General features: G+C 60.1%; 22 protein-coding genes. 10 read left to right on the top strand and 12 right to left on the bottom strand.

Annotation, left to right across the window (positions count from 1 at the left end; all coding sequences use genetic code 11):
• The first annotated feature begins 15 nt into the window (after positions 1 to 15).
• A complete protein-coding gene (gene phoU, locus B7L15_RS16530; protein ID WP_085920028.1) occupies positions 16 to 744 on the top strand; it encodes a phosphate signaling complex protein PhoU in 729 nt (242 codons plus the stop codon).
• Positions 745 to 826: 82 nt separating this feature from the next.
• Positions 827 to 1,561, top strand: a complete 735-nt coding sequence (cysZ, locus tag B7L15_RS16525; RefSeq protein WP_085920027.1) for a sulfate transporter CysZ — start codon at positions 827 to 829, stop codon at positions 1,559 to 1,561.
• 520 nt (positions 1,562 to 2,081) lie between these two features.
• On the opposite strand, the gene phoR is transcribed toward cysZ, so the two are convergent.
• The 4 genes from phoR to B7L15_RS16505 form a co-directional block, all read right to left on the bottom strand.
• Positions 2,082 to 3,404, bottom strand: a complete 1,323-nt coding sequence (phoR, locus tag B7L15_RS16520; RefSeq protein WP_085920026.1) for a phosphate regulon sensor histidine kinase PhoR — start codon at positions 3,402 to 3,404, stop codon at positions 2,082 to 2,084.
• Positions 3,405 to 3,406: 2 nt separating this feature from the next.
• Positions 3,407 to 4,096, bottom strand: a complete 690-nt coding sequence (gene phoB / locus B7L15_RS16515; protein ID WP_085920025.1) for a phosphate regulon transcriptional regulator PhoB — start codon at positions 4,094 to 4,096, stop codon at positions 3,407 to 3,409.
• A gap of 78 nt (positions 4,097 to 4,174) precedes the next feature.
• The gene (gene ubiA, locus B7L15_RS16510; RefSeq protein ID WP_085920024.1) at positions 4,175 to 5,083 is read right to left on the bottom strand and encodes a 4-hydroxybenzoate octaprenyltransferase; all 909 of its coding nucleotides are present in this window, start codon (positions 5,081 to 5,083) and stop codon (positions 4,175 to 4,177) included.
• Positions 5,084 to 5,118: 35 nt separating this feature from the next.
• Positions 5,119 to 5,616: a chorismate lyase gene (locus tag B7L15_RS16505; protein ID WP_085920023.1), complete on the bottom strand. Its 498-nt coding sequence runs from the start codon at positions 5,614 to 5,616 to the stop codon at positions 5,119 to 5,121.
• A gap of 156 nt (positions 5,617 to 5,772) precedes the next feature.
• Here B7L15_RS16505 and B7L15_RS16500 point away from each other — a divergent pair, with 156 nt between their 5' ends.
• From B7L15_RS16500 to yccS, 4 genes are all read left to right on the top strand, one after another.
• Complete coding sequence (locus B7L15_RS16500) at positions 5,773 to 6,942, top strand: NAD(P)/FAD-dependent oxidoreductase (RefSeq protein WP_085920022.1); 1,170 nt, start codon at positions 5,773 to 5,775, stop codon at positions 6,940 to 6,942.
• Between the two features lie 69 nt (positions 6,943 to 7,011).
• Positions 7,012 to 7,323, top strand: coding sequence for an HU family DNA-binding protein (locus B7L15_RS16495; RefSeq protein ID WP_254902965.1), 312 nt, complete (start codon positions 7,012 to 7,014; stop codon positions 7,321 to 7,323).
• Positions 7,323 to 7,679 (top strand): hypothetical protein, encoded by a 357-nt coding sequence (locus B7L15_RS16490; protein ID WP_085920021.1) that lies wholly within the window; start codon positions 7,323 to 7,325, stop codon positions 7,677 to 7,679. Before B7L15_RS16495 ends, B7L15_RS16490 begins: the two co-directional genes overlap by 1 nt.
• A gap of 202 nt (positions 7,680 to 7,881) precedes the next feature.
• Positions 7,882 to 10,080 (top strand): YccS family putative transporter, encoded by a 2,199-nt coding sequence (gene yccS / locus B7L15_RS16485; protein ID WP_085920020.1) that lies wholly within the window; start codon positions 7,882 to 7,884, stop codon positions 10,078 to 10,080.
• On the opposite strand, the gene recG is transcribed toward yccS, so the two are convergent.
• Together recG and B7L15_RS16475 are read right to left on the bottom strand one after the other, a co-directional pair.
• Entirely contained in the window at positions 10,077 to 12,155 is a 2,079-nt protein-coding gene (recG, locus tag B7L15_RS16480) for an ATP-dependent DNA helicase RecG (protein WP_085920019.1), read from the bottom strand. The two genes, yccS and recG, sit on opposite strands and share 4 nt — an antisense overlap.
• Positions 12,152 to 13,081, bottom strand: a complete 930-nt coding sequence (locus B7L15_RS16475) for a hydrogen peroxide-inducible genes activator (RefSeq protein ID WP_085920018.1) — start codon at positions 13,079 to 13,081, stop codon at positions 12,152 to 12,154. The genes recG and B7L15_RS16475 overlap by 4 nt, the downstream gene beginning before the upstream one ends.
• Before the next feature lie 182 nt (positions 13,082 to 13,263).
• On the opposite strand from B7L15_RS16475, the gene B7L15_RS16470 reads away from it, so the two are divergent.
• On the top strand, positions 13,264 to 14,145 hold the full coding sequence (locus B7L15_RS16470) for an SDR family oxidoreductase (RefSeq protein ID WP_085920017.1): 882 nt from the start codon (positions 13,264 to 13,266) through the stop codon (positions 14,143 to 14,145).
• Between the two features lie 68 nt (positions 14,146 to 14,213).
• Here the strand turns inward: B7L15_RS16470 and B7L15_RS16465 are convergent, their stop codons facing one another.
• The 4 genes from B7L15_RS16465 to gmk all read right to left on the bottom strand — a co-directional run bounded on the left by B7L15_RS16465 (position 14,214) and on the right by gmk (position 17,844).
• Complete coding sequence (locus B7L15_RS16465; protein WP_085920016.1) at positions 14,214 to 14,603, bottom strand: RidA family protein; 390 nt, start codon at positions 14,601 to 14,603, stop codon at positions 14,214 to 14,216.
• Positions 14,604 to 14,701: 98 nt separating this feature from the next.
• Positions 14,702 to 16,831: a RelA/SpoT family protein gene (locus tag B7L15_RS16460; RefSeq protein ID WP_085920015.1), complete on the bottom strand. Its 2,130-nt coding sequence runs from the start codon at positions 16,829 to 16,831 to the stop codon at positions 14,702 to 14,704.
• A gap of 28 nt (positions 16,832 to 16,859) precedes the next feature.
• The gene (gene rpoZ / locus B7L15_RS16455) at positions 16,860 to 17,120 is read right to left on the bottom strand and encodes a DNA-directed RNA polymerase subunit omega (protein ID WP_085920014.1); all 261 of its coding nucleotides are present in this window, start codon (positions 17,118 to 17,120) and stop codon (positions 16,860 to 16,862) included.
• A 91-nt stretch (positions 17,121 to 17,211) separates the two neighbouring features.
• The gene (gene gmk / locus B7L15_RS16450) at positions 17,212 to 17,844 is read right to left on the bottom strand and encodes a guanylate kinase (protein ID WP_085920013.1); all 633 of its coding nucleotides are present in this window, start codon (positions 17,842 to 17,844) and stop codon (positions 17,212 to 17,214) included.
• Between the two features lie 116 nt (positions 17,845 to 17,960).
• Between gmk and B7L15_RS16445 the strand changes: the two genes are divergently transcribed.
• Complete coding sequence (locus B7L15_RS16445; RefSeq protein WP_085920012.1) at positions 17,961 to 18,656, top strand: extensin-like domain-containing protein; 696 nt, start codon at positions 17,961 to 17,963, stop codon at positions 18,654 to 18,656.
• Here B7L15_RS16445 and B7L15_RS16440 read toward each other — a convergent pair.
• Entirely contained in the window at positions 18,653 to 19,855 is a 1,203-nt protein-coding gene (locus B7L15_RS16440; RefSeq protein ID WP_085920011.1) for an MFS transporter, read from the bottom strand. The genes B7L15_RS16445 and B7L15_RS16440 overlap by 4 nt on opposite strands.
• Before the next feature lie 208 nt (positions 19,856 to 20,063).
• Here B7L15_RS16440 and B7L15_RS16435 point away from each other — a divergent pair, with 208 nt between their 5' ends.
• Both B7L15_RS16435 and B7L15_RS16430 read left to right on the top strand, forming a co-directional pair.
• A complete protein-coding gene (locus B7L15_RS16435) occupies positions 20,064 to 20,675 on the top strand; it encodes a DNA-3-methyladenine glycosylase family protein (protein ID WP_085920010.1) in 612 nt (203 codons plus the stop codon).
• A gap of 59 nt (positions 20,676 to 20,734) precedes the next feature.
• Complete coding sequence (locus B7L15_RS16430) at positions 20,735 to 21,607, top strand: urea carboxylase-associated family protein (RefSeq protein ID WP_085920009.1); 873 nt, start codon at positions 20,735 to 20,737, stop codon at positions 21,605 to 21,607.
• Positions 21,608 to 21,615: 8 nt separating this feature from the next.
• Here the strand turns inward: B7L15_RS16430 and B7L15_RS16425 are convergent, their stop codons facing one another.
• On the bottom strand, positions 21,616 to 22,491 hold the full coding sequence (locus B7L15_RS16425) for a pirin family protein (protein WP_085920008.1): 876 nt from the start codon (positions 22,489 to 22,491) through the stop codon (positions 21,616 to 21,618).
• Between the last annotated feature and the right edge of the window lie 68 nt (positions 22,492 to 22,559).

Here is a 22,559-nt window from a genome sequence, read left to right as displayed (position 1 = left end):
CGTCAGGAGGGCTCCATGGACATTACCAGCGATACCCACAGCCAGCATATCTCGCGCCAATTCAACCATGAGTTGGAAGAACTCAAAACCCACCTGATGGCCATGGGCGGCATGGTGGAAAAACAGGTGCAGGACGCCGTCTTTGCGCTACTGGAAAGTGACTCGCGGCTGGCCGAGAAAGTCCGCGATAACGACCGTCAGGTGAATGATCTTCAACTGCAGATTGATGACGAGTGCACGCGTATTCTAGCGCGTCGTCAACCGGCCGCTTCGGATTTGCGTCTGGTGCTCGCCGTCATCCGCGCCACCTCCGACCTGGAGCGGATTGGCGATGAAGCCAGCAAAATTGCCCGCAATGCGCTAAGCCTGAGCGAGAGCAGCAACCCCCTTCGCGGGCTGGTGGAAGTGCGCCACATCAGCGAGCACGTGCGTAAAATGTTGCGCGATTCACTGACCGCCTTTGCCCGCTTCGACACCGAACTTGCCATGCAGGTCGTGCGTGAGGATGAGTATGTCGATAGTGAATACGGCAGCGCCATGCGCTCCCTGATGACGTTCATGATGGAAGATTCGCGCTCGATCACCTCGGTACTCAGCATCATGTGGGTTCTGCGCGCGCTGGAGCGGGTGGGTGACCACGCCAATAACCTGGCCGAGCACGTCGTCTACCTTGTCAAGGGGCTGGATATTCGCCATACCGACCCTGAGACACTGGACCAGCAGGCAGCACCGAAAAAGTCTTGACCTGCCCCCCGATTCCTCATGCAATACGCCCTGGCTGCACGGCAGCCAGGGCATTGTCATCTTTGAGGAGTCACATGTTTTCATGCTAGATGCATTCACTGCCATCAGCCGGGGTACACGTTGTGTCTATAAGCCTGGACTGAGGCGTTATGTCTTTTTACCCATTCTGGTCAACCTGCTGGTCTACGTCAGCATGTTCAGCTTTGTGCTAAACCGCTTTGATGGCTGGTTGGCTCACTGGATGGGCATGATACCCAACTGGCTTGATTGGCTGTCGTGGCTTATCTGGCCCCTTTTCGTGCTTAGCCTGTTGGTCGTGGTGTTTTTTACCTTCACGCTGGTGACCAGCTTGATTGCAGCCCCCTTTTACGGTTTCTTGGCCGCTAAAGTTGAAGTTCAAGTCACCGGTCGCGAACCCCAGGATGACCGGGGGCTGGCAAAAACGACCATTGATGCGCTGGGTCGCGAAATGGTCAAGCTGGGTTATATCCTGCCCCGTGCCGCGCTGCTGTTCGTGATTGGCTGGATTCCAGGGCTTAACCTGTTGGCACCCCTGCTATGGGCGCTGTTTTCCGCCTGGGTGATGGCCATCACCTATCTGGATTACCCGATGGATAACAATAAGGTAGCGTTTCGCGATATGCGTGGCCGCCTATCGGCTCGCTGGTGGCAAAGCTTAAGCTACGGCGGCCTGGTCACGCTGTTGACGTGGATTCCGCTGGCCAACCTGTTCCTGATCCCGGGCGCTGTGGCAGGTGCCGTACTGATGTGGGATTACCATTATCGCCATGTTCAGTCAGTGACCCAGCGCTCTTGAAGTATACGCAAGGCCAGTATATGAAGGCTGGAAGAAGGGAAAGCTGACGTTGTTGAAAGGCTAACAAAAACAAGACCCTGCCTTGGCAGGGTCTTCGACAGTGATCATTTTAGGCGGTGGTACTTATCAGCTTCCAATCCTTTTGCGGGACTCCAACCGTGGACGTTACCCTGACTGACAGTGTGACCGCCTTCTAGACTCATCCAATGAATCTCTAATCATCCCTGCTAATGCAGGACATCCTTGCCCTGCATTGGGCTACTGTCTAAGCATAGTTACTTTTCTTCATTTCGTAAAGAAAAGTATCAACAGTTTTCTGCACCTTACAGTGTCAGATACTGTCTTGTCTATAGAGGGGCATCCTCTATGCCAGCTTTTCGCTATTTCACTTATTAGCCATTAATAACAATGAGTTAAATTACACTCACTATGCCAATTGATCGCCAGGAGGTATCATTTGGATACGCTGGACATGTGTCGCAATGGCACATGTGACGCCGTTACTCAGTGACACAGCCAGCTATGTAACCGAAGAGACACTACGCGGGGGCGTGGAAGGCGTGCTAAGGCGGGCCGCCGGGAAAACACAGCGGAAACGGGCACCTTCACCCGGATGCGAGTCGATTTGCAACTGAGCATCGTGGCGCAACAGCACATGCTTAACAATCGCAAGGCCCAGCCCGGTGCCCCCGGTAGCGGTACTGCGGCCTTTATCGACGCGATAAAACCGTTCAGTGAGGCGGGGAATGTGCACAGGGTCTATCCCTTCACCATCGTCACACACTTCGATACAGGCACCTTGGCCAAACGCTTTCCAGCGCAGCGTAATCTCGCTGCCAGCAGACGTATAGCGCACCGCATTGAAAGCCAGATTAGAAATGGCACTGCGGATTTCCTGCTCGCTGCCCACCAACTGCGCGGGGTAGTCGCCTTCAATGGTGAGCGTGTGCTGATGCTCGGAAAGCGCCAGCGCATCGGCCCCGACACTGTTTAGCAGGGACGTCACGTCCATTGGCTGATGATCCTGTCCGCCCTGATCAATTTCCAATCGCGACAGCAGCAACAGGTCGTTGACCAGATTTTGCATGCGCTGTGTCTGAGCCTGCATCTGCCCAATGCTGCGCCCCAATCGGGGTGGAAGCTGGTCCGCCATTTCGCCATAGGTTTCGAGATAGCCCGATAACACGGTTAACGGTGTGCGCAGCTCATGGGAGACGTTGGCAACGAAGTCGCGGCGCATCTGCTCTAGCTGATGCAAGCGCGTAATATCGCGCGCCATGACCAGGCGCTCGTCGTCACCATAAAGGGTAATCTGGTACTGCAAAATGCGACGCTCATCGATCGGCGACGTGAGCGTCAACGGCTCACTGTAGTCACGGGCATTGAAATAGCTGATAAAACGCGGATCGCGAAGCAGATTGGTAATATGTTGTCCACGGTCGTGAGCGGTTTGTAGCCCCAGCATATTGCTGGCAGCGCTGTTCCACCACTCCAGGTCGCCGTGACGGTCGAGCATCACCACGCTATCGCGCATGGCTTCCGAGGATTCTTGAATGCGGGCAAGCGTCGAGCGGAGACGGCCCTGGGTAATCCGTTGGCTTTTCTGATATCGGTACAAACGATCAAACAATTCGCCCCACAGTCCTCCTGCGGCCGGCGGTTCATCCTGCGGGCGTTGCGTCAGCCAGCGGTAAGCGGCGCGCAATTGCCGCAAGTGGTAGACCAGACACATCGCGAAGCCACCGGCCAACCCCAGGCCCGGCAGGCCAAGTAGCCATCCCAGGCAGATGCCGAGTGCCGCCCAACCTAGCAAACGCCAAAGCTCACGGCTCCACAAACGCACGGTTAAGCTCGAGCGGAGAAGCGGTAGCCCGTACCGCGTACCGTTTGGATCAAGTTCTGATGTCCGTCGCCCAGGGCTTTGCGTAGCCGACGAATATGAACATCCACGGTGCGCTCTTCCACGTACACATTACCGCCCCACACCTGGTCGAGTAACTGGCTACGTGTGTAGGCCCTTTCCTGATGGGTCATGAAGAATTGCAACAGCCGGTATTCGGTCGGCCCCATATCCAGCGCTTTACCGTAGGCACTTACCCGGTGGCCCACCGGATCAAGCAGCAACCCATTAATTTCGATGGGATCTTCCACGCCACGTGGGGTCGCACGACGCAGCACGGCCTTGAGGCGTGCCACGAGTTCACGGGGCGAAAACGGCTTGGTGATGTAATCGTCGGCCCCCGCTTCAAGCCCCTGTATCTTATTGTCTTCTTCACCCTTGGCGGTGAGCATGATGATCGGCAGTTCGGCGGTGGTTTCCTCGCGCTTGAGGCGCCGAGCCAACTCGATGCCGCTGGTACCGGGCATCATCCAGTCGAGCAATAGCAGGTCAGGCTGATGATCAACGACCATGGCGTGGGCATCCTGAGCGTTGTCCGCTTCAAGAACACGGTAGTCGGCCATTTCCAGCGCCACCGCGATCATCTCGCGAATGGATGCTTCATCATCGACGATCAAGACGGTCTTGGCGGTCATTCCAGAGCCTCACGGTGTCCGATAGAAAGTAATCCAGTGACAGGTACATGACGATCACACCATGACTTGATGACAATTCTATGACATTGACAGAGATTCGCCAGCCGCTGGCCACCAACTCAGCGCAATACCGGCAAACACCAGCAGGCCCGACCAGTGATTATTCAGAAACGCCTGAAAACAAGCATCCCGCTCACGGTGACGGATCAAGCGCTGCTGGTGAATAAACGTCGCCGCCATCCCCGCCAGGCCGAGCCAGAAAAAACCGCCCAGCCCGAGGCGCGCGCCCACCCAGGCCAGCAATGCCAGCGTGGCCAGCTGAAGCAGCCCGATCACCAGCCGGTCGGCATTACCCAGCAACACGGCCGTCGATTTAATGCCAATCTTGATATCGTCGTCACGATCAACCATGGCGTACTGGGTATCATAGCCAACCGTCCACAGCACATTGGCAAAGAACAGCAGCCATGCCTCTACCGGCACATGGCCAAGGACCGCACCGAACGCCATCGGAATCGCCCAGGAAAACGCCGCCCCTAGCACTACCTGGGGAAAATGCGTGTAGCGCTTCATGAACGGGTAGATAAACGCCAATACCACGCCGCCCACCGACAGCAACACGGTAAACCAATTGGTCAACAGCACCAGCATGAAGGCCGCCGTCACCAGCCCGATAAACAGCAGTTGGGCCTCGGTTTCACTGATCCGCCCGGTAGCCAGCGGGCGCTGTCGGGTACGTTTGACGTGTCCATCGACGTGACGATCGGCATAATCATTGACCACGCAGCCCGCTGCGCGCATGACGTATACCCCGGCGATAAAGATGAGCAGTACGTTGCGCCCGGGTACCCCTTCGCCGGCGACCCATAAGGACCACAGCGTTGGCCACATCAGCAGCCAGGTACCGATCGGCCGATCCAGACGCATCAGCTGTATAAAATCCGCCAGCCGACTCAACCCGGTTGGCCGTAATAAAGAACGATCCATGCTTACCTCACCCATCCAAGAGACGCAGCGTTAGCCTAGCGCGAAGGCAGCGCAAGATCATCCGCCATGGTCGATAAAAAGTATTCCTGTACCAGCAGCGATAACCCGCCGTGCTGACAGCCGTGCTGAAATACCGAGCGGCGCCCCCACAGGCTGCTGGCATCGCCAGGGAAGGTAAAACCAGGCGCATGACGCGTGGCGTACAGCGGGCCACGCACCAGGTCCGGCTGAAGAAACAGCCAGCTGCCCAATGAACGCTCACCCAGGTTTTCCAGACACTGGCCTCTGAGCGCCTTGAGGGGAGCCACCGAACGCGCCACTACCCATGGTGTTTCATCCACACACAGGGCGACCTCCCGGCGCCACGCATAGCGCCGGGCGGCCATACCCAGCGCCAGGGCCTCATGCGGGTGTGGAAAGCCAACCCCCTGGCGTAACAGACGCACGCGGAAAGGCCGCTCGCCCCCTGCGGACACAATACGCGCCGTGAGTGAGTCCGTGGAGGCAACCCATTGCCACCACGGCGCGCTCATCGCCGGACGCAGCGCTCTAATGGGACGCCAACATGGCAAGTCAGGGGCAGTTTCAACACAGTGACGCGACACCAGAGCCTCCAGGCAATTAAACGATCACCTAGTGTAACATGTGGGCTTTACAGGCTTTTGTCCCACTGACCACTGGATACCCGGATGCCCTCATCACACGCTGAGCTCGTTATCGTTGGCACTGGCATGGCGGGCGTTGGTCTTGCCCGTGCGCTGCGCCGCAAAGGCGATACGCGCACCCTGCACTTGATCAGCGCCGATAGCGGCGACGATTATACCAAACCACTGCTGTCTACCGGCTTCGCCAAACGCCTCCCGCCCGAAAAGCTCGCACAGCGCAACGCCGCGGCGCTTGCCGAATCGCTTGACGCTCGAGTGATCACCCACACCCCTGTCCGCCAGATTGACGTGGCTAACCGCTCGCTGCGGCTGGAAGATGACCAAGCGCTTGGCTACGACCGCCTGGTGTTAGCCACCGGCGCCGAACCAAGGGTGCCCATGGCGATACCCGATCCCGTCAAAGCGCATTGCTTTACCGTCAACGATCTTGACGACTATCGCCGTTTTCATCATGCGCTGGGGACAGCGCCTGCTCGCGTGGCGGTGATCGGCGCAGGCCTCGTCGGCTGCGAGTTTACCAATGATCTGCACGCGGGCGGTCATGACGTCACCGTTATTGCCCCCGATGCCACACCGCTTTCCCGCCTGCTGCCTGCCCCCCTTGGCCGAGCACTCGGCAAGGCGTTTGTTGACGCAGGCATCCACCTTGCCCTGGGCAGAACCATCAAGACCATGGCCCTTAATGATGACCCCGGCGTGACGCTGACGCTGGATAACGACGACACGTTCAACGTCGATGTCATCTTGATGGCGACGGGGTTGACCCCGCGTACCGCTCTGGCTGAGACAGCAGGGCTCACGGTTTCCGCCAGCGGTATCCTGGTGAACCGGCAACTGCGCACCTCTCACCCGGATATCGATGCGCTGGGCGACGTTGCCTGCGTCGACGGCATCAACGCCATGTACGTTCAGCCCCTGCAAGCCAGCGCCCAGGCGCTCGCCGCCACCCTGGTCGGCACACCCACACAGGTCAGCTTCGGGGCCTGGCCGGTGATCGTCAAAACGCCCCTGCTACCGGTGGTTGCCTACCCACCGGTCGAGGCCCCTGAACGTTGGCGGATCGAAGGCGAAGGCGTTGATATGACGGCAATCGCTGAAGATAAAGACAGACGTTTGATTGGTTTTGCATTGACAGGCAACTGCGTGAGAAGGAAAGTGGAGCTTTCCAGAGCAGCCCCTACGCTGCTAGGCTGAATTCCGCGGCGCTCGCGGCTTGGCTGAAACGACGGCCGCGCCTACAGTGTCCTTACCAACAACACGACAGTGTATATTGCACGATCATTAAACAAAGGGAGTTTCCTTATGCGTAAACCTGAACTTGCAGCCGCCATTGCGGAAAATGCTGATCTGTCCAAAGATAAAGCGGGCCAAGTCCTCAACGTCATTCTTGATGAAATTACCAACAGCGTGTCCAAAGGCGAAGACGTTGCCCTGATCGGTTTTGGCACCTTTACCGTCCGCGAACGCGCTGCGCGTACCGGCAAAAACCCACAGACCGGTGCGCCGCTGCAGATTCCGGCCAGCAAAAATGTCGCCTTCAAGCCGGGTAAAGCGCTCAAGGACGCTGTTTCCTGATGAAGCTCAAACTGACGCTGTGGCTATTGGGCTTCTTGCTCAAACGTGCCCTGCGCCGCAAGCCGCGCTTTCGCGAACAGCTGGAACGCATGCGCGGCCTGGACTGGGGCATTGCCACAGAAGATTTGAGTACTGCCCGTTACTACCGGATGACGCCAACCAGCGTTACCAGTGGTAAAGGGTTGCCGGTCGACCTGGACCTTGAACTGCGCTTTCGCGACGACGAGGCCGCTTTACGCATCCTCAAGAAGCCCACGCAGCAAGCCTTCCTCGACGGCATGATCAACGGCGAGGTCCGCCTGGTAGGCGACTCTGCCGATATGAACAAGCTACAGAAACTGCTCAAGCATTTGTAGTTTGCGGCCCCGACAGCACTGCTAGCGCTCGAGGGGCCAGTCACGTCACCCTGTCCGGATACCGCCGGTGACTCGCCCACCCCGCTGCTAGGTTACCCCCTCGCCGGTCACTGATAGATCAGCGTTGCAGACAGGCGCTACCCAAACCCTCTATACTATGGTCTCGACTAAAGTCTAATAAAAGCGACCACCAAGAGACCCTATGCCCATTGCATTACCGCTGCGCCGCCTCTGGACGCTGGATAAGTTCGCCTACAGCGTGCGCGTGTTTATCGCCTTCAGCGGTGCGCTACTGCTCAGCGCGCTGCTGGGCGATGTCGCCTTGGTCATCCCGCTGTTTCTGGGCATTATCGCCTGCGCACTGTCGGAAACCGACGACAGCTGGGAGGGCCGTTTCCAGGCCCTGCTGGTCACACTTGCCTGCTTTGCCTCGGCGTCGTTCATCGTGCAGTGGCTGTTCCCGTGGCCGTGGCTGTTTGCCCTGGGGCTGGCGATTTCGACGTTTACCCTGATCATGCTCGGGGCCATTGGCCAACGCTACGCCACCATAGCCTCGGGTACGCTGATTCTGTCGATCTATTCGATGATCAACATTGAACAGCATGGCGGGGTGGATGAAGACGTCGCCTACCGCCAGCTTCTGCTCCTGGCGGGTGCTGCCTGGTACGGCGTCATTTCGGTCATCTGGTGCGCGCTTTTTTCGCGCCAGCCGGTCAAGCAGAGCATGGCGAGGGTATACAAGGCACTGGGCGAATTTCTGATCTTGAAGTCGGCCTTGTTCGAGCCGGTCCGGGGTGTGGATGTCGAAGCCCGCCGCGTGGCGCTGGCACGCCAGAACGGTAAGGTCGTTACCGCGCTTAATCAGGCCAAGGAGATGATCTTTCGCCGCCTGGAAGGCCAGCGGGGTGACCAGAAGCTCAACCGGTATCTACGCATCTACTTTATCGCCCAGGATATCCACGAACGGGCAAGCTCAACCCACTACCCGTATAGCGCCCTGACCGATGCGTTCTTTCACCATGACGTGCTATTTCGCTGCCAGCGGCTGCTCGATCAACAGGGTCGTGCCTGCCGTCAGTTAGCTAAGTCGCTGCTGCTCAACCGCCCGTTCGGCCACGAACAGAGCGAACAGGCACTGGCCGACTTGCGCGCCTCGATCGATAACCTGGGCGACCAAGGGAAACCCGAGTGGCAACCGCTTATGCGCCCGCTCAACGCCCTGGCGGATAACCTGACCACCCTGGAAGCGCAGATTGCCAGCGCCCACAATCCGGATACCGGCAGCGAACGCCGTGACAGTGCGCTTTACGACCGCTCACCCTCTAGCCTGCTGGAAGCCTGGAGACGAGTGCGGCTCAACTTTACCCTGGGCTCGCCCACCTTTCGCCACGCCGTCAGGCTGAGTACCGCGCTCGTGGCAGGCTATGGGCTACTGCACTGGCTTGATCCGGAGCAGGGCTTCTGGATCCTCTTGACCACGCTGTTTGTCTGCCGACCCAACTTTGCCACCACACGACGGTTTCTTTCTCAGCGGATCATCGGCACGGTGTTGGGGTTAGTCGTCGGCTGGGCATCCATCAGCCTGTTTCCCCACCCGCTGGTGCAAAGCATGATCGCGGTGGCGGCGGGGGTGTCGTTTTTTGCCAATCGTGAAAAGCACTACGTGATCGCCACCGCCTCGATCACCCTGCTGGTGCTGTGTAGTTTCAATCAGGTAGGTGACGGCTTCGATCTTATCTGGCCGCGCCTGTTCGATACGCTGATTGGCGCCCTGATAGCCGGCCTGGCGGTGTTCTTTATTCTGCCCGATTGGCAAGGGCGCCGGCTTAACCGTGAGGCTGCACATGCGCTGACCAACCATCGCCGCTACCTGGAAGAAATCATTCACCAGTACGAAGAAGGCAAGCAGGACGATTTAGCGTATCGCCTGGCACGACGCAATGCGCATAATGCCGATGCGGCGTTGTCCACGCTGCTGACCAACATGCTTCACGAGCCGGGGCATTACCGTAAGCAGGATGCCGACAACGGGCTGCGCTTTCTGGTGCTTTCCAACACCCTGCTGAGCCACCTTTCGGCCCTCGGCGCCCATCGCCACCAGCTAGCCGACGACGAGGACGACAGTGCGTCCGTGCCCGCCGCCAAGCGCATGTGCGAACTGCTCGACCAACTCGCCGAGCAGCTACAAAACCGCCAGCCAATAACCCCGCTGTCGGCCCAGGCCGAGGCGCTGATCGCGCAGCTCGATGAGCAAGGCCCGCCCAAAGAGGAAAACGCCGTCACACGTTACCGGCCGATCCAGAGCCAACTGCGCCTGATTGCGAACCAGTTGGCACCGCTGAGCGACGCGGCGAGTCGTCTTATCAGCACTAACGGAACTGACGACCCTGGCTTGAGTTAAACCTGCCCATAGCGCCCGGCGGCTTCGCCCAGCCAGCGGCGCACCAGCACGGTGGTGATGTCCTTGTTGCCTTGCAGCGCCTGGGCCAGCGCCGTGACCTGGTCCAGCAGGTCAGCATCGCGTTCCAGATCGGCAATTTTCATCTGCGCCAGGCCGGTCTGGCGGGTGCCGAGGACTTCGCCGGGGCCACGAATTTCCAGGTCTTTCTCGGCGATGCGGAAACCATCGGTGGTTTCGCGCATCACCGCCAAACGCTGACGGGAGGTTTTGGACAGCGGCGGGTGGTAGAGCAGCACGCAGAAACTCTCGGTACTGCCGCGCCCCACGCGGCCGCGCAGCTGGTGCAACTGGGAAAGCCCCAGGCGTTCGGGGTTTTCGATAATCATCAGGCTGGCGTTGGGGACGTCCACGCCCACCTCGATCACGGTCGTGGCGACCAGAAGGTCCAGCTCGCCTTCTTTAAACGCCGCCATCACCTCGGCTTTTTCGCTGGACTTCATGCGCCCGTGCACCAGGCCAATGGCAAGCTCCGGCAGCGCCTCGGTAAGCTCGTCGCGGGTGACTTCCGCCGCCTGGCACTGCAGCGCTTCGGACTCTTCGATCAGTGTGCACACCCAGTAGGCCTGGCGGCCTTCGCTGCAGGCGCGCCGGATACGCTCGACCACTTCCGGGCGGCGCTCGTCGGAGACCACCACGGTCTTTACCGGCGTGCGGCCGGGAGGCAGTTCGTCGATCACCGAGACATCCAGGTCCGCGTAGGCACTCATGGCCAGCGTGCGGGGAATGGGCGTGGCGGTCATGATCAACTGATGGGGTGTCAGCCCGCCCGCTTCGCCTTTTTCACGCAGCGCCAGGCGCTGGTGCACGCCAAAACGGTGCTGCTCGTCGATAATCGCCAGCCCCAGGCATTGGAAATGCACATCGTCCTGAAACAGCGCATGGGTACCCACCACCATGCGCGCACGGCCATCGGCAATCGCCGCCTTGGTATCCAGCCGCGCTTTGCCTTTGAGCTTTCCCGCCAGCCAGGCCACTTCGATGCCCAGTGGCTCAAACCAGGCTTTAAACGAGCGGTAGTGCTGCTCGGCGAGGATTTCAGTGGGTGCCATGATGGCCGCCTGGCAGTTCCCTGCCAACGCCGACAACGCCGCCATGGCGGCGACCACGGTCTTGCCCGAGCCCACATCGCCTTGTACCAATCGCAACATGGGGGCAGGACGGGCAAGGTCCAGAGCAATTTCTTCCAGCACCCGCCCCTGGGCACCCGTCAGGGCGAAAGGCAGTTGGGCAAGAAAACGCGCCTGAAGGCTTCGCCCGGAAGGTAACTCAGGGGCGCCATCTGACTGAATGCGCAAACGTACCTCGCGCAGGCTTAGCTGGTGAGCCAATAGCTCTTCCAACGCCAGACGCCGCGTCGCCGGGTGCTGGCCGTGGGTGAGTTGCTCCAGGTCGGCATCCGGCGGCGGCTGGTGGAGAAGCTTCAGGCTGGCGTGCAGTCTGGGTAGCTGAAAGCGCTGGCGCAGGGCGTCGGGAATAACGTCGGGCAGCGCCTTGGGCTGATTTTCCAGCAGTCCCAGCGCCTGCTGGGTCAACGCGCGCAGGCGCGTTTGATGCAACCCTTCGGTGGTGGGATAAATCGGCGTAAAGTACTCGTCGACCGGCGTTTCGCTGCCACCGCTCAGCCTATATTCGGGGTGATAGATTTCCAGACCCGTCGCCCCGGCGCGCGCTTCGCCAAAAGCTCGTACGGTGGCCCCGGGCCTAAGTTGTTGCTGCTGGGCGGGGGAGAAATGAAAAAAACGCAGGCTTAAAATGCCGCTATTATCGCGCAGCCTCACCAGAAAGCTGCGTCGGCGCCCTTTGACCACATCGCAGGCGGTGACCTCGCCCTCGATGACCGCCTCGCTGCCCGCGCGTAGCTCGCCGATAGGTGTCAGCCGGGTGCGGTCCTGGTAGCGCAATGGCAAATGAAACATCAAGTCGCTGACCTGCTCGATCCCCAGGCGGCCGAGCTTCAGCGCCAGTGCTTCACCAACGCCTTTAAGGGCGGTGACCGGTGCCGAAAGCGCCGTCATGAGGCAACCGTCGACGCCTGGGTTGGCTGACGACAATGATTGATGGCGTTGATCAACGCATCAATGGCTTTGGGGCGCGGAAAGCTGGCCCGCCAGGCAATCGCGACCGTTCGCGAAGGCGCGGGGCTGACAAAGGGGCGACTGACCAGCATGGCGTTTTCATACTGGTCGGTACCCAGCGCCGACTGAGGCAGTACGGTGATGCCCAGCTTGGAAGCCACCATATGACGGATTGTCTCCAGCGAGCCACCTTCGGCGATAAGCGTGTTATCGGGGTTATTGAGCTTTTGCGTGATCGCGGGACAGGCTTCCAACAGTTGGTCGCGGAAGCAGTGGCCCTCGCCCAGCAGCAATAGGCGCTCTTCCAATAGCTCTTCTTTATGGATCGCCTTCCGCGCTTCCCAGCGATGCTTGGCAGGCAGCAGGACTTCAAAGGTTTCATCGTAAATCGGCTTGGTCACCACGTCGGTCTCGGTGAACGGCAACGCCACGATGATGACATCCAGCTCACCGCTGCGCAGCTTGGTGCGTAGCCCGCCGGTCAACCCTTCTTCAATATACAGGGGCATTTGCGGCGCAGCCTTGGCAAGCTCGGGTACCAGGTGCGGAAACAGATAGGGGCCGATGGTGTAAATGGCCCCGATCCGCAGTGGATTGGCAAGCTGGTCTTTACCCGCACTGGCCATATCAAAGATAAGGCTACTCTGCTCAAGCACACGCTGTGCCTGGGCAATGATCTTTTCACCTAACGGCGTTACCTGGACCGTCGCCTTGGAACGCTCGAACAACGGCGTTTCCAGTTCATCCTCGAGCTTTTTGACGGCCACCGACAAGGTGGGTTGGGAAACATGGCAGCGCTCGGCGGCACGGCCAAAGTGGCGCTCCTGGGCAAGGGTTACGATGTAGCGAAGTTCTGTTAAAGTCATAGTGGTGCCAGTGGCATCCTCTCGTAGCAGCTTGTGACTAGCGATCGCGACAGTTAGCGGGTAGGCAACGGACAAACAAGCCCTGCTGACGATGTCGTCTCTACGATTGCTTCTATATATAAGGAATTGTAGATCAGGGACCTTGTATCTAATAGGGATTATTTATCAACAGGAGCGAGCAAGTGACGCTAACCGTACTGATTATTGGCTGTGGCGATATCGGCATAACGCTCGGTCGCGAACTGCTTAGCGAAGGACATCGCGTGATTGGGGTTCGTCGCCATGTCGATGCTCTACAAGATACCGGTATCGAGCCCTTGGCACTGGATCTCAATGAGCTCGAAGACGCCGACGCCAAGGCACTCCCCGAGGCGGATTACGTCATTTACACGGTAAGCGCCGACCACTTTGAAGAAAGTGCCTACCAGAGTGCTTACCCCGAGGGCTTGAAGCGGGTATTGAGCGTCATGGAACAACACGCCACGCCGCCCCGCCGCGTGTTTTTCGTGTCGTCGACCAGCGTCTACGGCCAGCAGGAAGGCGAGGTGGTCAACGAGGAAAGCCCAACCGAACCGACAAGCTTCTCCGGCACCCTGATGTGCGAAGCCGAGCAGGCGCTTATCAACCACCCGCTACCCGGCACCGTGGTGCGTTTTTCGGGCATCTACGGTCCTGGCCGCGACCGGCTTATCCACCAGGTCGCCGAAGGTCGGATCGCCGCTGTCACCCCGGTGATCTATTCCAACCGCATTCACCGCGACGACTGTACCGGCATTCTGGCCCATCTGATTCACTGCCAGGAAAACAGCCAGCCATTGGCGGACCTCTATCTGGGCAGCGATTGCGAACCGGTCACGATGCACAACGTGATGGACTGGATTGCCCAGCAACTCAAAGTCACGTCCACTGACACGATGCAATCGCCGCTGCGTCGTCGCACCAGCAAGCGTTGCGATAACCGGCGTATCCTGGAAACCGGGTATCAATTCCGCTACCCAACGTTCCGCGAGGGCTACGCTCAGGTATTGAAAAAAGGTGGCTTCTGGCGCGTGCAAAAGGCTTAACCGTCCGCCACATGCTCACAACACTGCCATGAGTCTCCAGCTTGCTCATGGCAGGTGTTTTTTCTGCCTTAATCGCCAATGACCATGACGGCTTCGGCTTCCACTTGGCTCCCCTTCGGCAGCGCTTTTACCCCTACCGCGGCGCGGGCCGGGAACGGCATGTCGAAAAACTCTTCCATCACCTTGTTCACGATCGCAAAGTTATCCAGCTCGACCAGGTACAGGTTCAGTTTGACGATATCGCCAAGCGTCCCGGCAGCTTCTTCGCAGACCGCCTGAAGGTTGGTAAATACTTGACGAGCCTGCATTTCAAAATCGTCTGACACGATTTCCATGGTGGCCGGATCCAGCGGAATCTGGCCCGACAGGTACACGGTATTGCCTGCTTTAACCGCCTGAGAGTAAGGGCCGATGGCGGCGGGGGCTTTCTCGGTGTTGATAACAGCTTTGTTGCTCATTGGATGTCATGCTCCTTGGTGCACTCAACGTTGATCATGGTGGTCTCGCCATCGCTAACGCTGCCAGCCATGGGCCAGCAGGTTGCCACAGCGGGCACTTAATTGGCCATGCGGGTTATTTTGCTGACGTTAGGCAGGTTGCGAATACGTTTCATGATGCGGGCAAGGTGAACGCGACCCTTTACCGAAAGCGTGAGGTTCACAGTGGCAAGGCGCGCATCGCGCTCTTCAATCCCGATGCGCTCGATGTTGGCATCCGCATCGGTGACCAGCCCGGCGAGTTGCGCCACGATCCCTCGGCGACTTTCGATTTCAATGCGCAGGACAACCGGGAAGTCTTCGTCGATGTTCTCTGACCATTCCAGCGCAAAGACTTTGTCAGGGTCGTCTCTGTCCAGCAGGTTTTTACATTCAGACCGGTGAACCACAAGCCCTTTACCCATCGAAAGATGGCCAATAATGCTATCACCGGGCAGCGGGTGACAGCAGCGGGCAAAGTTAATCACCATGCCCTCGCTGCCGCTTATCACCACCGCCTTTTGGCTGGTGCCCTCATTGATCAGCTCGTTGGGATGGCCGTCCGCCACATCCACCAGCCGTCGTGCCACGACGTGGGCAACGCGGTTGCCAAGGCCCAACGACTCCAGCAGCGCTTCTTCTGACGCCACGTCGAGTTGCTCGAAGGCGCGGTTTAATACCGTCGGTTCCAGCTCTTCCAGGCTGGTATTGAAGGGGGCCAGTGCCTTGTTCAGCAACCGCCGCCCGAGCATCACCGCTTCGGTATGCCGCTGATGCTTGAGGGCATGACGAATGGCCGAGCGCGCCTTGGCCGTGGTGACGAAGTTCAGCCACGCCAGATTGGGGCGCGCCCCCGGCGCCGTGATAATTTCCAGCGTCTGGCCGCTCTCCAGACGCGTGGAAAGCGGCGCCAGATGGCGATCAATACGGCAGGCGATACAGTGGTTGCCGATATCGGTATGCACCGTATAGGCGAAGTCGATCACCGTAGCGCCCTGGGGCAGCTCCATGATATCGCCCTTGGGGGTAAACACGTAGATATCGTCGGGAAACAGATCGTTTTTGACGTGCTCGATAAACTCCAGGGAATCCCCGGCGTGGCGCTGCATCTCCAGAAGCCCTTTCACCCAGGCGCGGGCGCGGGCGTGGCTGCCTTCGGCGATCGGGTGCGAGGTTTGCCCGGCTTTATACAACCAGTGGGCGGCAATGCCGTTATTGGCCATGGCCTCCATTTCGCGGGTGCGAATCTGCACCTCTATCGGCATCCCCCGTGCGCCAAACAGGGTGGTATGCAGACTCTGGTAGCCGTTGGCCTTGGGAATCGCGATGTAGTCCTTGAACCTGCCCGGCACCGGCTTATATAGGTTATGCACCACACCCAGAATGCGGTAGCAGCTGGCCACATCGTCGGTAATGATGCGAAAACCGAACACATCCATGATTTCGACAAAGGGTTTGCGCTGGTCGCGCATCTTGCGATAAATCGACAACAGATGCTTTTGGCGGCCGACGACCGTACCGCTCAAGCCTTCGTCGTCGACGCTTTGTTGCAGCGTCGCCTGGACTTCCCGCATGGCACTGCGCCGATGCCCACGCGCTTTGGAAACAGCGCGCTTGATACGCTCCGAACGCATCGGATGAATCGCCTGAAAGGACAGGTCCTCGAGCTCGACGCGGATGGTGTTGATGCCTAACCGCCCGGCGATGCGGGCATAGATTTCCAGGGTTTCGCGGGCGATGCGGCGCTTTTTATCGGGGCGCAGCGCGCCCAGGGTGCGCATGTTATGCAGCCGGTCAGCGAGCTTGACGATAATTACGCGGATATCCCGGGACATCGCCAGGACCATCTTCTGGAAGTTTTCCGCCTGGGCGACGGCTTTATCCTCGAAGGTGATCTGGGTCAGCTTGGAAACCCCGTCGACCAGTTCCGCCACCGGCTCGCCGAACTGGGTGCCGAGGGCTTGTTTCGACACCCCGGTATCTTCAATGACATCGTGCAGCATGGCGGCCATCAGGCTCTGATGGTCCATGTGCATGTTCGCCAGGATGTTGGCCACCGCCAGCGGATGGGTAACGTAAGGTTCACCGGAGCGACGCCGCTGGCCATCGTGGGCCTGTTCAGCGTAATAAAAGGCGCGTTTGACCTGTTGGATCTCGTCGGGGGGTAAGTAGCCGCCGAGTCGGTCGGCCAGGTCATCAATGGTAAACATTCACCGCGCCTCTAATCGGTCGTGAATCCTATTCGTCGATTTGTGCGCTGGGAGCCATTGCTGGACGAGCGCGAACAGGTGCTTCAACCGGTTCGTCCAGTACCGTGTGATCGACCAGACCCGCTGCGATTTCACGCAGCGCCATGACCGTGGGCTTGTCGTTTTCCCAGGGTAACTGTGAGTCACGGGTGCCCCGCGCCAGCTGACGGGCACGCTGGGTGGAAATCATCACGAGCTTGAAACGGTTTTCTACATGATCAAGACAATCTTCAACGGTGACGCGAGCCATGGGGTGCCTTCCTGTAATAACGATGCTGAATCGCGTCCGAGAGAGATCAAACGGGCCGATCCAGCTAAAGAGGGTAGTAGAACCGTGTAGATTACTCGACGCCGGGCGCCTGTGACAAGAGCGTTGCCAGCAAGGGCGCGTGGCGTTCGCTCATTAACGGGCGCGCCAGGCGGCGGCTAATGACCAGCGACTGCAATTCCTGCAGGGCAGTGGTGAAGTCATCGTTGACTACCAGGTAGTCGTATTCGTCGTAGTGCGACATTTCGCTGATCGCATCACGCATGCGTCGCGCAATGATGGCGTGCTCATCGGTTCCCCGGCTGGCCAGGCGACGCTCCAGCTCGCTGCGCGACGGTGGCAGGACAAAAATCGACACGGCCTCGGGCATTTGTTCGCGCACCTGGCGCGCGCCCTGCCAGTCGATTTCGAGAATCACGTCCTGGCCGGCATCAAGTACCGTTTGGACGGCCAGGCGCGAGGTACCGTAATAATTATCGAAAACCTTGGCGTACTCAAAAAACTCGCCACGCGCAATCATCGCCTCAAAGGTTGCCGCATCGGTGAAGTGGTAATTCACACCATCGACCTCCCCCTCGCGCTTGGCCCGGGTGGTGTGCGATACCGACACCTGAATGCCATCGAGGCTTTCGATCAGCTCGCGCACCAGGCTGGTTTTACCCGCCCCCGATGGGGCAGAAACGATAAACAGTGTACCTTGGGACATACGCGCTTCCCTTGTTGGCGAGGTAAACTCATGCAATTAGAGCAGTGTAGAAAAGGGACGCAGTATCGCACACCCGTCGCGACGACTGTAGCGTTTCGCAGAACAGGGAGGTCACGATGCGAAGTAGCTGGCTGATACTGGCACTGATCGCGTTAGCCGTTGCCCTGCAAAAGGGCGTCATCGACATTCCCCGCCACTGGTCACCGTGGGCACCGCTATACGTCGACGACCCGATAACACCGGTCACGTCGCTAAAACTGAGCCGCCTGGAACATGACCGTGACGGCTGCCTGGCCGCACTGGACAGCGTGCCGGATGATGCGCTGCACTATTCCCCTCTGGCCGACTACACCCCCGTCGATAGCTGCCCGCTTGAGAACGTGGTGCGCCTTGAAGCCAGCAGCGTCGCCTTCAACCAATCGTTTGTAGCCAGCTGCCCCTTGGCGCTTGCCTGGGTAATGTTCGAGCGCCACGCGCTGCAACCCAGCGCCGAGACCCTTCTCGGCACCCGGGTACGCCAAGTCGACCATGTGGGAAGTTTTGCCTGCCGCAATGTGTACGGTCGCGAAAGCGGACGACGCAGCGAGCATGCTACTGCCGAGGCGCTGGATGTAACCGGCTTTCGCCTCGCCAACGGTGAGCGTATTACCCTGCTTGAGGACTGGGGCAACGGTGGGCCAGCGGGGGCGTTTCTGCGCGACATACGCGATGATGCCTGCGACTTCTTTGGCAACACACTGGGCCCAGACTACAACGCCGCCCACGCCGACCACTTTCATTTCGGGATGCGCGGCTTTCGCCTCTGCCGTTAGGTGGCGTCCGCCAGGCGGGCCGGGGGATAACGTTTCTCCAGCCATCGCCCGGCCGCAAACAGCACCAGCCCGCACAGCGCCAGCCCGGTCCCCACCAGACCGGTGCTAGACCAGCTGAAACCCGCGCTGATCACAAGCCCGGCAAGCCATGCGCCCAATGCGTTGGCGCCGTTGAACGCCGCATGGTTGAGCGATGCCGCCATGGTCTGGGCGTCTTCGGCGACATCCATCAATCGGGTCTGGAGCGCCGGGGCAAGCGCCATGCTGGAGCCCACCAGCCCCACGAACAGCAGCCCGGTCCACACATTGTCGGCCGCAAAGTAGAAAAGCCCCTGAATCACCGCGCACCACACCAGGGTGGCAGGAATCGTCCGCATCAGATTTTTATCCGCCGCGCGGCCGCCAACCAGGTTGCCGGCAATCGAGCCCAACCCGAAAATCACCAGCACCAGCGGTCCAAGCGCCTCGCTCATGCCCGCCTGATGCGTCAGGGTCGGCATCACGTAGCTGAAAATTGCGAACATGCCGCCGCAGCCGATGCACGCAATGGCCACCGTGACCAGCACGCGCTGCTTGACCAGCGCCGAGAGCTCGCGAAGCGGGCTCGCATGGGCATCGAACGGCTGCACCGGCACCCACAGGCGAATCAACAACGCGGTGATCAGCGCAATGCCGCCCACCGCCCCGAAGGCCACCTGCCAGCCAAACAGATTGCCCGCCCAGGTGCCCAGAGGCGCACCGATCAGGATCGCCACCGTCAGGCCCATCATCACCCGGGCAATGGCCCGCGCGCGCTGGTCGACCGGCACCGCCCCGGCGGCAACCAGCGCCGCCACGCCAAAGTAGGCGCCATGGGGAAGCCCGGCGATAAAGCGCAGGCCCACAAACGACCAGAACCCCGGGGCCAGGGCGCTGGCAATATTGCCCAGCGCAAATACCAGCATCAGTGCGATCAGCAGCGCGCGCTTGGGGACGCGTGCCGCCAGCGCTGAGATCAGCGGCGCGCCGACCACCACGCCCAGCGCGTAGCTGCTGATGGCGTAGCCCACCTGGGGCACGCTGACCGCCAGGTCTCCCGCCACACGGTTCATCAGTCCCATGATCACGAACTCGCTGGTGCCGATACCAAAGCCACCCAGCGCCAATACAAATTCGGCCAGCCGCGGATTTCGCGCCAGCCCCGATGACGATGCCTGCATAACACTCCCCCGGGTACCTCGGCACCCGCTGACAAAACGGCCTTTAGAGTGGAATGATCGCAGGACTAGACGAAAGTATAAATATAACGCGGCAAAAAAATTAGCGCGCGAAGAAATGGCCTATGGTTAGTCAACCACCCGACCATGATTTGAGCTTTGACGACGAGTCTGCCCACAATACGGCACAATCAAGCCGCGCGAGGTTGCCATGACGCCCGACACCATCAAAGAGGCCATGCAGGTACTGGCCAGCGCCGACACGGACATCGGCCGCGCTTACCCACTGGTGGGCGCCCCTGCCCCACGCCAGCGCGATCAGGGCTTTGCGACGTTTTTCAGTACCATCGTCAGCCAACAGCTTTCCACCGAGGCCGCCCGCGCCATCATGGGCCGCGTCAACACGCTGCTGCCCGAACTGCATGCCCAGGCCGTGATGGACGTGGAGGGGCAGGCGCTGCGCGATGCCGGGCTCTCCTGGCGCAAGATCGAATACGCCAAGGGGCTGGCCGAGGCGGAACTGGCCGGAACGTTCAGCGCCGATGGTCTCGCCGCGCTCAGCGACGACGAGGCGATTGCCGCCATCACCCAGCTGCGCGGCTTTGGCCGCTGGAGCGCCGAGATCTACCTGATGTTTTCGCTCAAACGCCTGGACATCTTCCCCGCCGACGACCTCGCCCTGCGCGTGGCGCTGGGTCGCTTGAAAGGCATGGACGACAAACCCACGCCCAGGCAGGCGCGCCAGCTGGTCGAACACTGGTCGCCCTGGCGCAGCGTGGGCTCGCTGTTCCTGTGGCACTACTATCGTGGCGAACCGCTGTAGGGACGCCGCCGCTGAGCACCCGGTGCTCACTTTATCGCCATCCCAAGGAGTCACTCACCATGGCCAACCCAGCCCCCGCCTACCGCGCCAAACCTGGATCTCCCCTGAGCGTTGACCCGGCGTTTTACAACCGTATTGCCAACGCCACGGACCAGCGAAGGCTGGTAGAAACGCTGGAGGTGCCGATTCGCGACGCGCGTGCCTGGAAAGTGCCCGCCGGTCACGTGATGCGCATCTGTACCCGCCAGGGCCCTCAGGTGGGCGATTTCAACCTCTGGTCGCTGCATAATCCCCGCGAGCGCTTCTGGGCCTCGCGCACTCGCCAACTGCAGCGCGCCCACGTCAGCGTCCAAGACCGTCTATGGTCGACCCTGCCCTATCTGCGGCCCATGGCCACCATCACCGCCGACACGCTCGAGCATTACGGTGTCGACGAGGACGGCGGGCGTGTTCACGATCTACTAGGGACGCGCTGCGACCCCTACGTGAACCATTTGCTGACCGGTGAGGATTTCGACTTCCACTGCCACTCCAACCTGACCCGGGCCGTGGCACCGTTCGGTCTCACCGAATTCGATATCCACGACGTGCTCAACGTCTTCCAGTGCACCGGCCTGAACGAACAGGACCAGTACTTCATGAAAGCCTGCCCGGCGCAGGAAGGCGACTACCTGGAACTGTTTGCAGAGATTGACTTGCTTTGCGCACTCTCGTGCTGCCCAGGCGGCGATCTCTCGGTGGATTTGTGGGGCAGCGATGCCACCGATGACGACCTGCTGGCCACCTGCCATCCCATCGGCATCGAGATCTACGCGCTCGATGACTCGCTGCTAGAAGGCTGGTCGCCGCCGATGCCGCCCGACTATCGAGGCAACCACGGCGTGCGTCCGCCCGAAGCGGATTGGAGCGCCAAACGCCGTTCGTGCTGCTGACGCGGCTGTCAGGCATCGAGGCCGCCAAATTTGCCGTTCTGGTAGTCCTCCACCGCCTGAACGATCTCTTCACGGCTCGACATCACAAAAGGCCCGTGGGACACCACCGGTTCGTCGATCACCTCGCCGTGGCCAAACAGCAGGCGCGCGTCGCTGTCGGCGTCGATATCGAGGCTGTCACCATCGCGATCCACTTCGATCAGGTGGTGCGGCTTGACGGCGGCGCCGCCCACCGTGACCTCGCCGCTTACCACGTAAAGAAATACCTGCCGCCCCGGCGCCACGGGTAACCGTTCGTGGCCACCGGCCGACAGCCACAGCGTGGACATGAAAACGCCGGTCAGCGTGTCGATGGGGCCTGTGTGCGTCTGCCACTGCCCGGCGATCAGGTTCAGCTCGCCGCCGCCCGGCAACGCGATGGCCGGTATGTCCGGCTGCTGCAGGCCGACGTAGCGCGGCTCGCTCATCTTCAGCCGCGACGGCAGGTTGACCCACAGCTGGAGGATCTCCAGCGGACCGCCCTCGCGCATGAACTCGGGCGGCGATACTTCCGCATGCACGATGCCGCTGCCCGCCGTCATCCACTGCACGCCGCCCGCATGGATCACGCTTTGATGGCTAGTGCTGTCCGCGTGGGCCAGCGAGCCTTCCAGAATAAAGGTGACCGTCTCGAAGCCCCGGTGCGGGTGTGGGCCGAACGGCAGGCCCTGGTTATGGGCCGGATACGTCTGGGGGCCGTGGTGGTTAAGAAACAGAAACGGATCGAGCTGCTCGAGCTGCGGTCCCGGCAAGGGCCGCCGGGTGACCAGATCGCCGATATCGTCGCGCCTGGCCGGGTGCTGGGCGATGACATGACGCGTTGTGGGGGTCTTATCGGATGACATAGCTAACTCCTTATCGATATCCCCCAGCGTAAAACCCCAGCGCGCCCATGAGGAGCGAATAATTTGGC

Origin of the sequence: Halomonas sp. CSM-2 (genome assembly GCF_002119345.1) — a bacterium.
Lineage (GTDB): Bacteria > Pseudomonadota > Gammaproteobacteria > Pseudomonadales > Halomonadaceae > Vreelandella > Vreelandella janggokensis.
The sequence above is the reverse complement of the archived record's forward strand: the minus strand, read 5'-3'. Positions and strand labels throughout refer to the sequence as shown.

What these genes read in the sequence shown, in the direction of transcription:
- phoU (WP_085920028.1), top strand. Translation starts at nt 16, where the DNA reads ATGGACATTACCAGCGATACCCACAGCCAGCATATCTCGCGCCAATTC.
- cysZ (WP_085920027.1), top strand. Translation starts at nt 827, where the DNA reads ATGCTAGATGCATTCACTGCCATCAGCCGGGGTACACGTTGTGTCTAT.
- phoB (WP_085920025.1), bottom strand. Translation starts at nt 4,096, where the DNA reads ATGACCGCCAAGACCGTCTTGATCGTCGATGATGAAGCATCCATTCGC.
- ubiA (WP_085920024.1), bottom strand. Translation starts at nt 5,083, where the DNA reads ATGGATCGTTCTTTATTACGGCCAACCGGGTTGAGTCGGCTGGCGGAT.
- B7L15_RS16505 (WP_085920023.1), bottom strand. Translation starts at nt 5,616, where the DNA reads ATGAGCGCGCCGTGGTGGCAATGGGTTGCCTCCACGGACTCACTCACG.
- B7L15_RS16500 (WP_085920022.1), top strand. Translation starts at nt 5,773, where the DNA reads ATGCCCTCATCACACGCTGAGCTCGTTATCGTTGGCACTGGCATGGCG.
- B7L15_RS16490 (WP_085920021.1), top strand. Translation starts at nt 7,323, where the DNA reads ATGAAGCTCAAACTGACGCTGTGGCTATTGGGCTTCTTGCTCAAACGT.
- yccS (WP_085920020.1), top strand. Translation starts at nt 7,882, where the DNA reads ATGCCCATTGCATTACCGCTGCGCCGCCTCTGGACGCTGGATAAGTTC.
- recG (WP_085920019.1), bottom strand. Translation starts at nt 12,155, where the DNA reads ATGACGGCGCTTTCGGCACCGGTCACCGCCCTTAAAGGCGTTGGTGAA.
- B7L15_RS16475 (WP_085920018.1), bottom strand. Translation starts at nt 13,081, where the DNA reads ATGACTTTAACAGAACTTCGCTACATCGTAACCCTTGCCCAGGAGCGC.
- B7L15_RS16465 (WP_085920016.1), bottom strand. Translation starts at nt 14,603, where the DNA reads ATGAGCAACAAAGCTGTTATCAACACCGAGAAAGCCCCCGCCGCCATC.
- B7L15_RS16460 (WP_085920015.1), bottom strand. Translation starts at nt 16,831, where the DNA reads ATGTTTACCATTGATGACCTGGCCGACCGACTCGGCGGCTACTTACCC.
- rpoZ (WP_085920014.1), bottom strand. Translation starts at nt 17,120, where the DNA reads ATGGCTCGCGTCACCGTTGAAGATTGTCTTGATCATGTAGAAAACCGT.
- gmk (WP_085920013.1), bottom strand. Translation starts at nt 17,844, where the DNA reads ATGTCCCAAGGTACACTGTTTATCGTTTCTGCCCCATCGGGGGCGGGT.
- B7L15_RS16445 (WP_085920012.1), top strand. Translation starts at nt 17,961, where the DNA reads ATGCGAAGTAGCTGGCTGATACTGGCACTGATCGCGTTAGCCGTTGCC.
- B7L15_RS16440 (WP_085920011.1), bottom strand. Translation starts at nt 19,855, where the DNA reads ATGCAGGCATCGTCATCGGGGCTGGCGCGAAATCCGCGGCTGGCCGAA.
- B7L15_RS16435 (WP_085920010.1), top strand. Translation starts at nt 20,064, where the DNA reads ATGACGCCCGACACCATCAAAGAGGCCATGCAGGTACTGGCCAGCGCC.
- B7L15_RS16430 (WP_085920009.1), top strand. Translation starts at nt 20,735, where the DNA reads ATGGCCAACCCAGCCCCCGCCTACCGCGCCAAACCTGGATCTCCCCTG.
- B7L15_RS16425 (WP_085920008.1), bottom strand. Translation starts at nt 22,491, where the DNA reads ATGTCATCCGATAAGACCCCCACAACGCGTCATGTCATCGCCCAGCAC.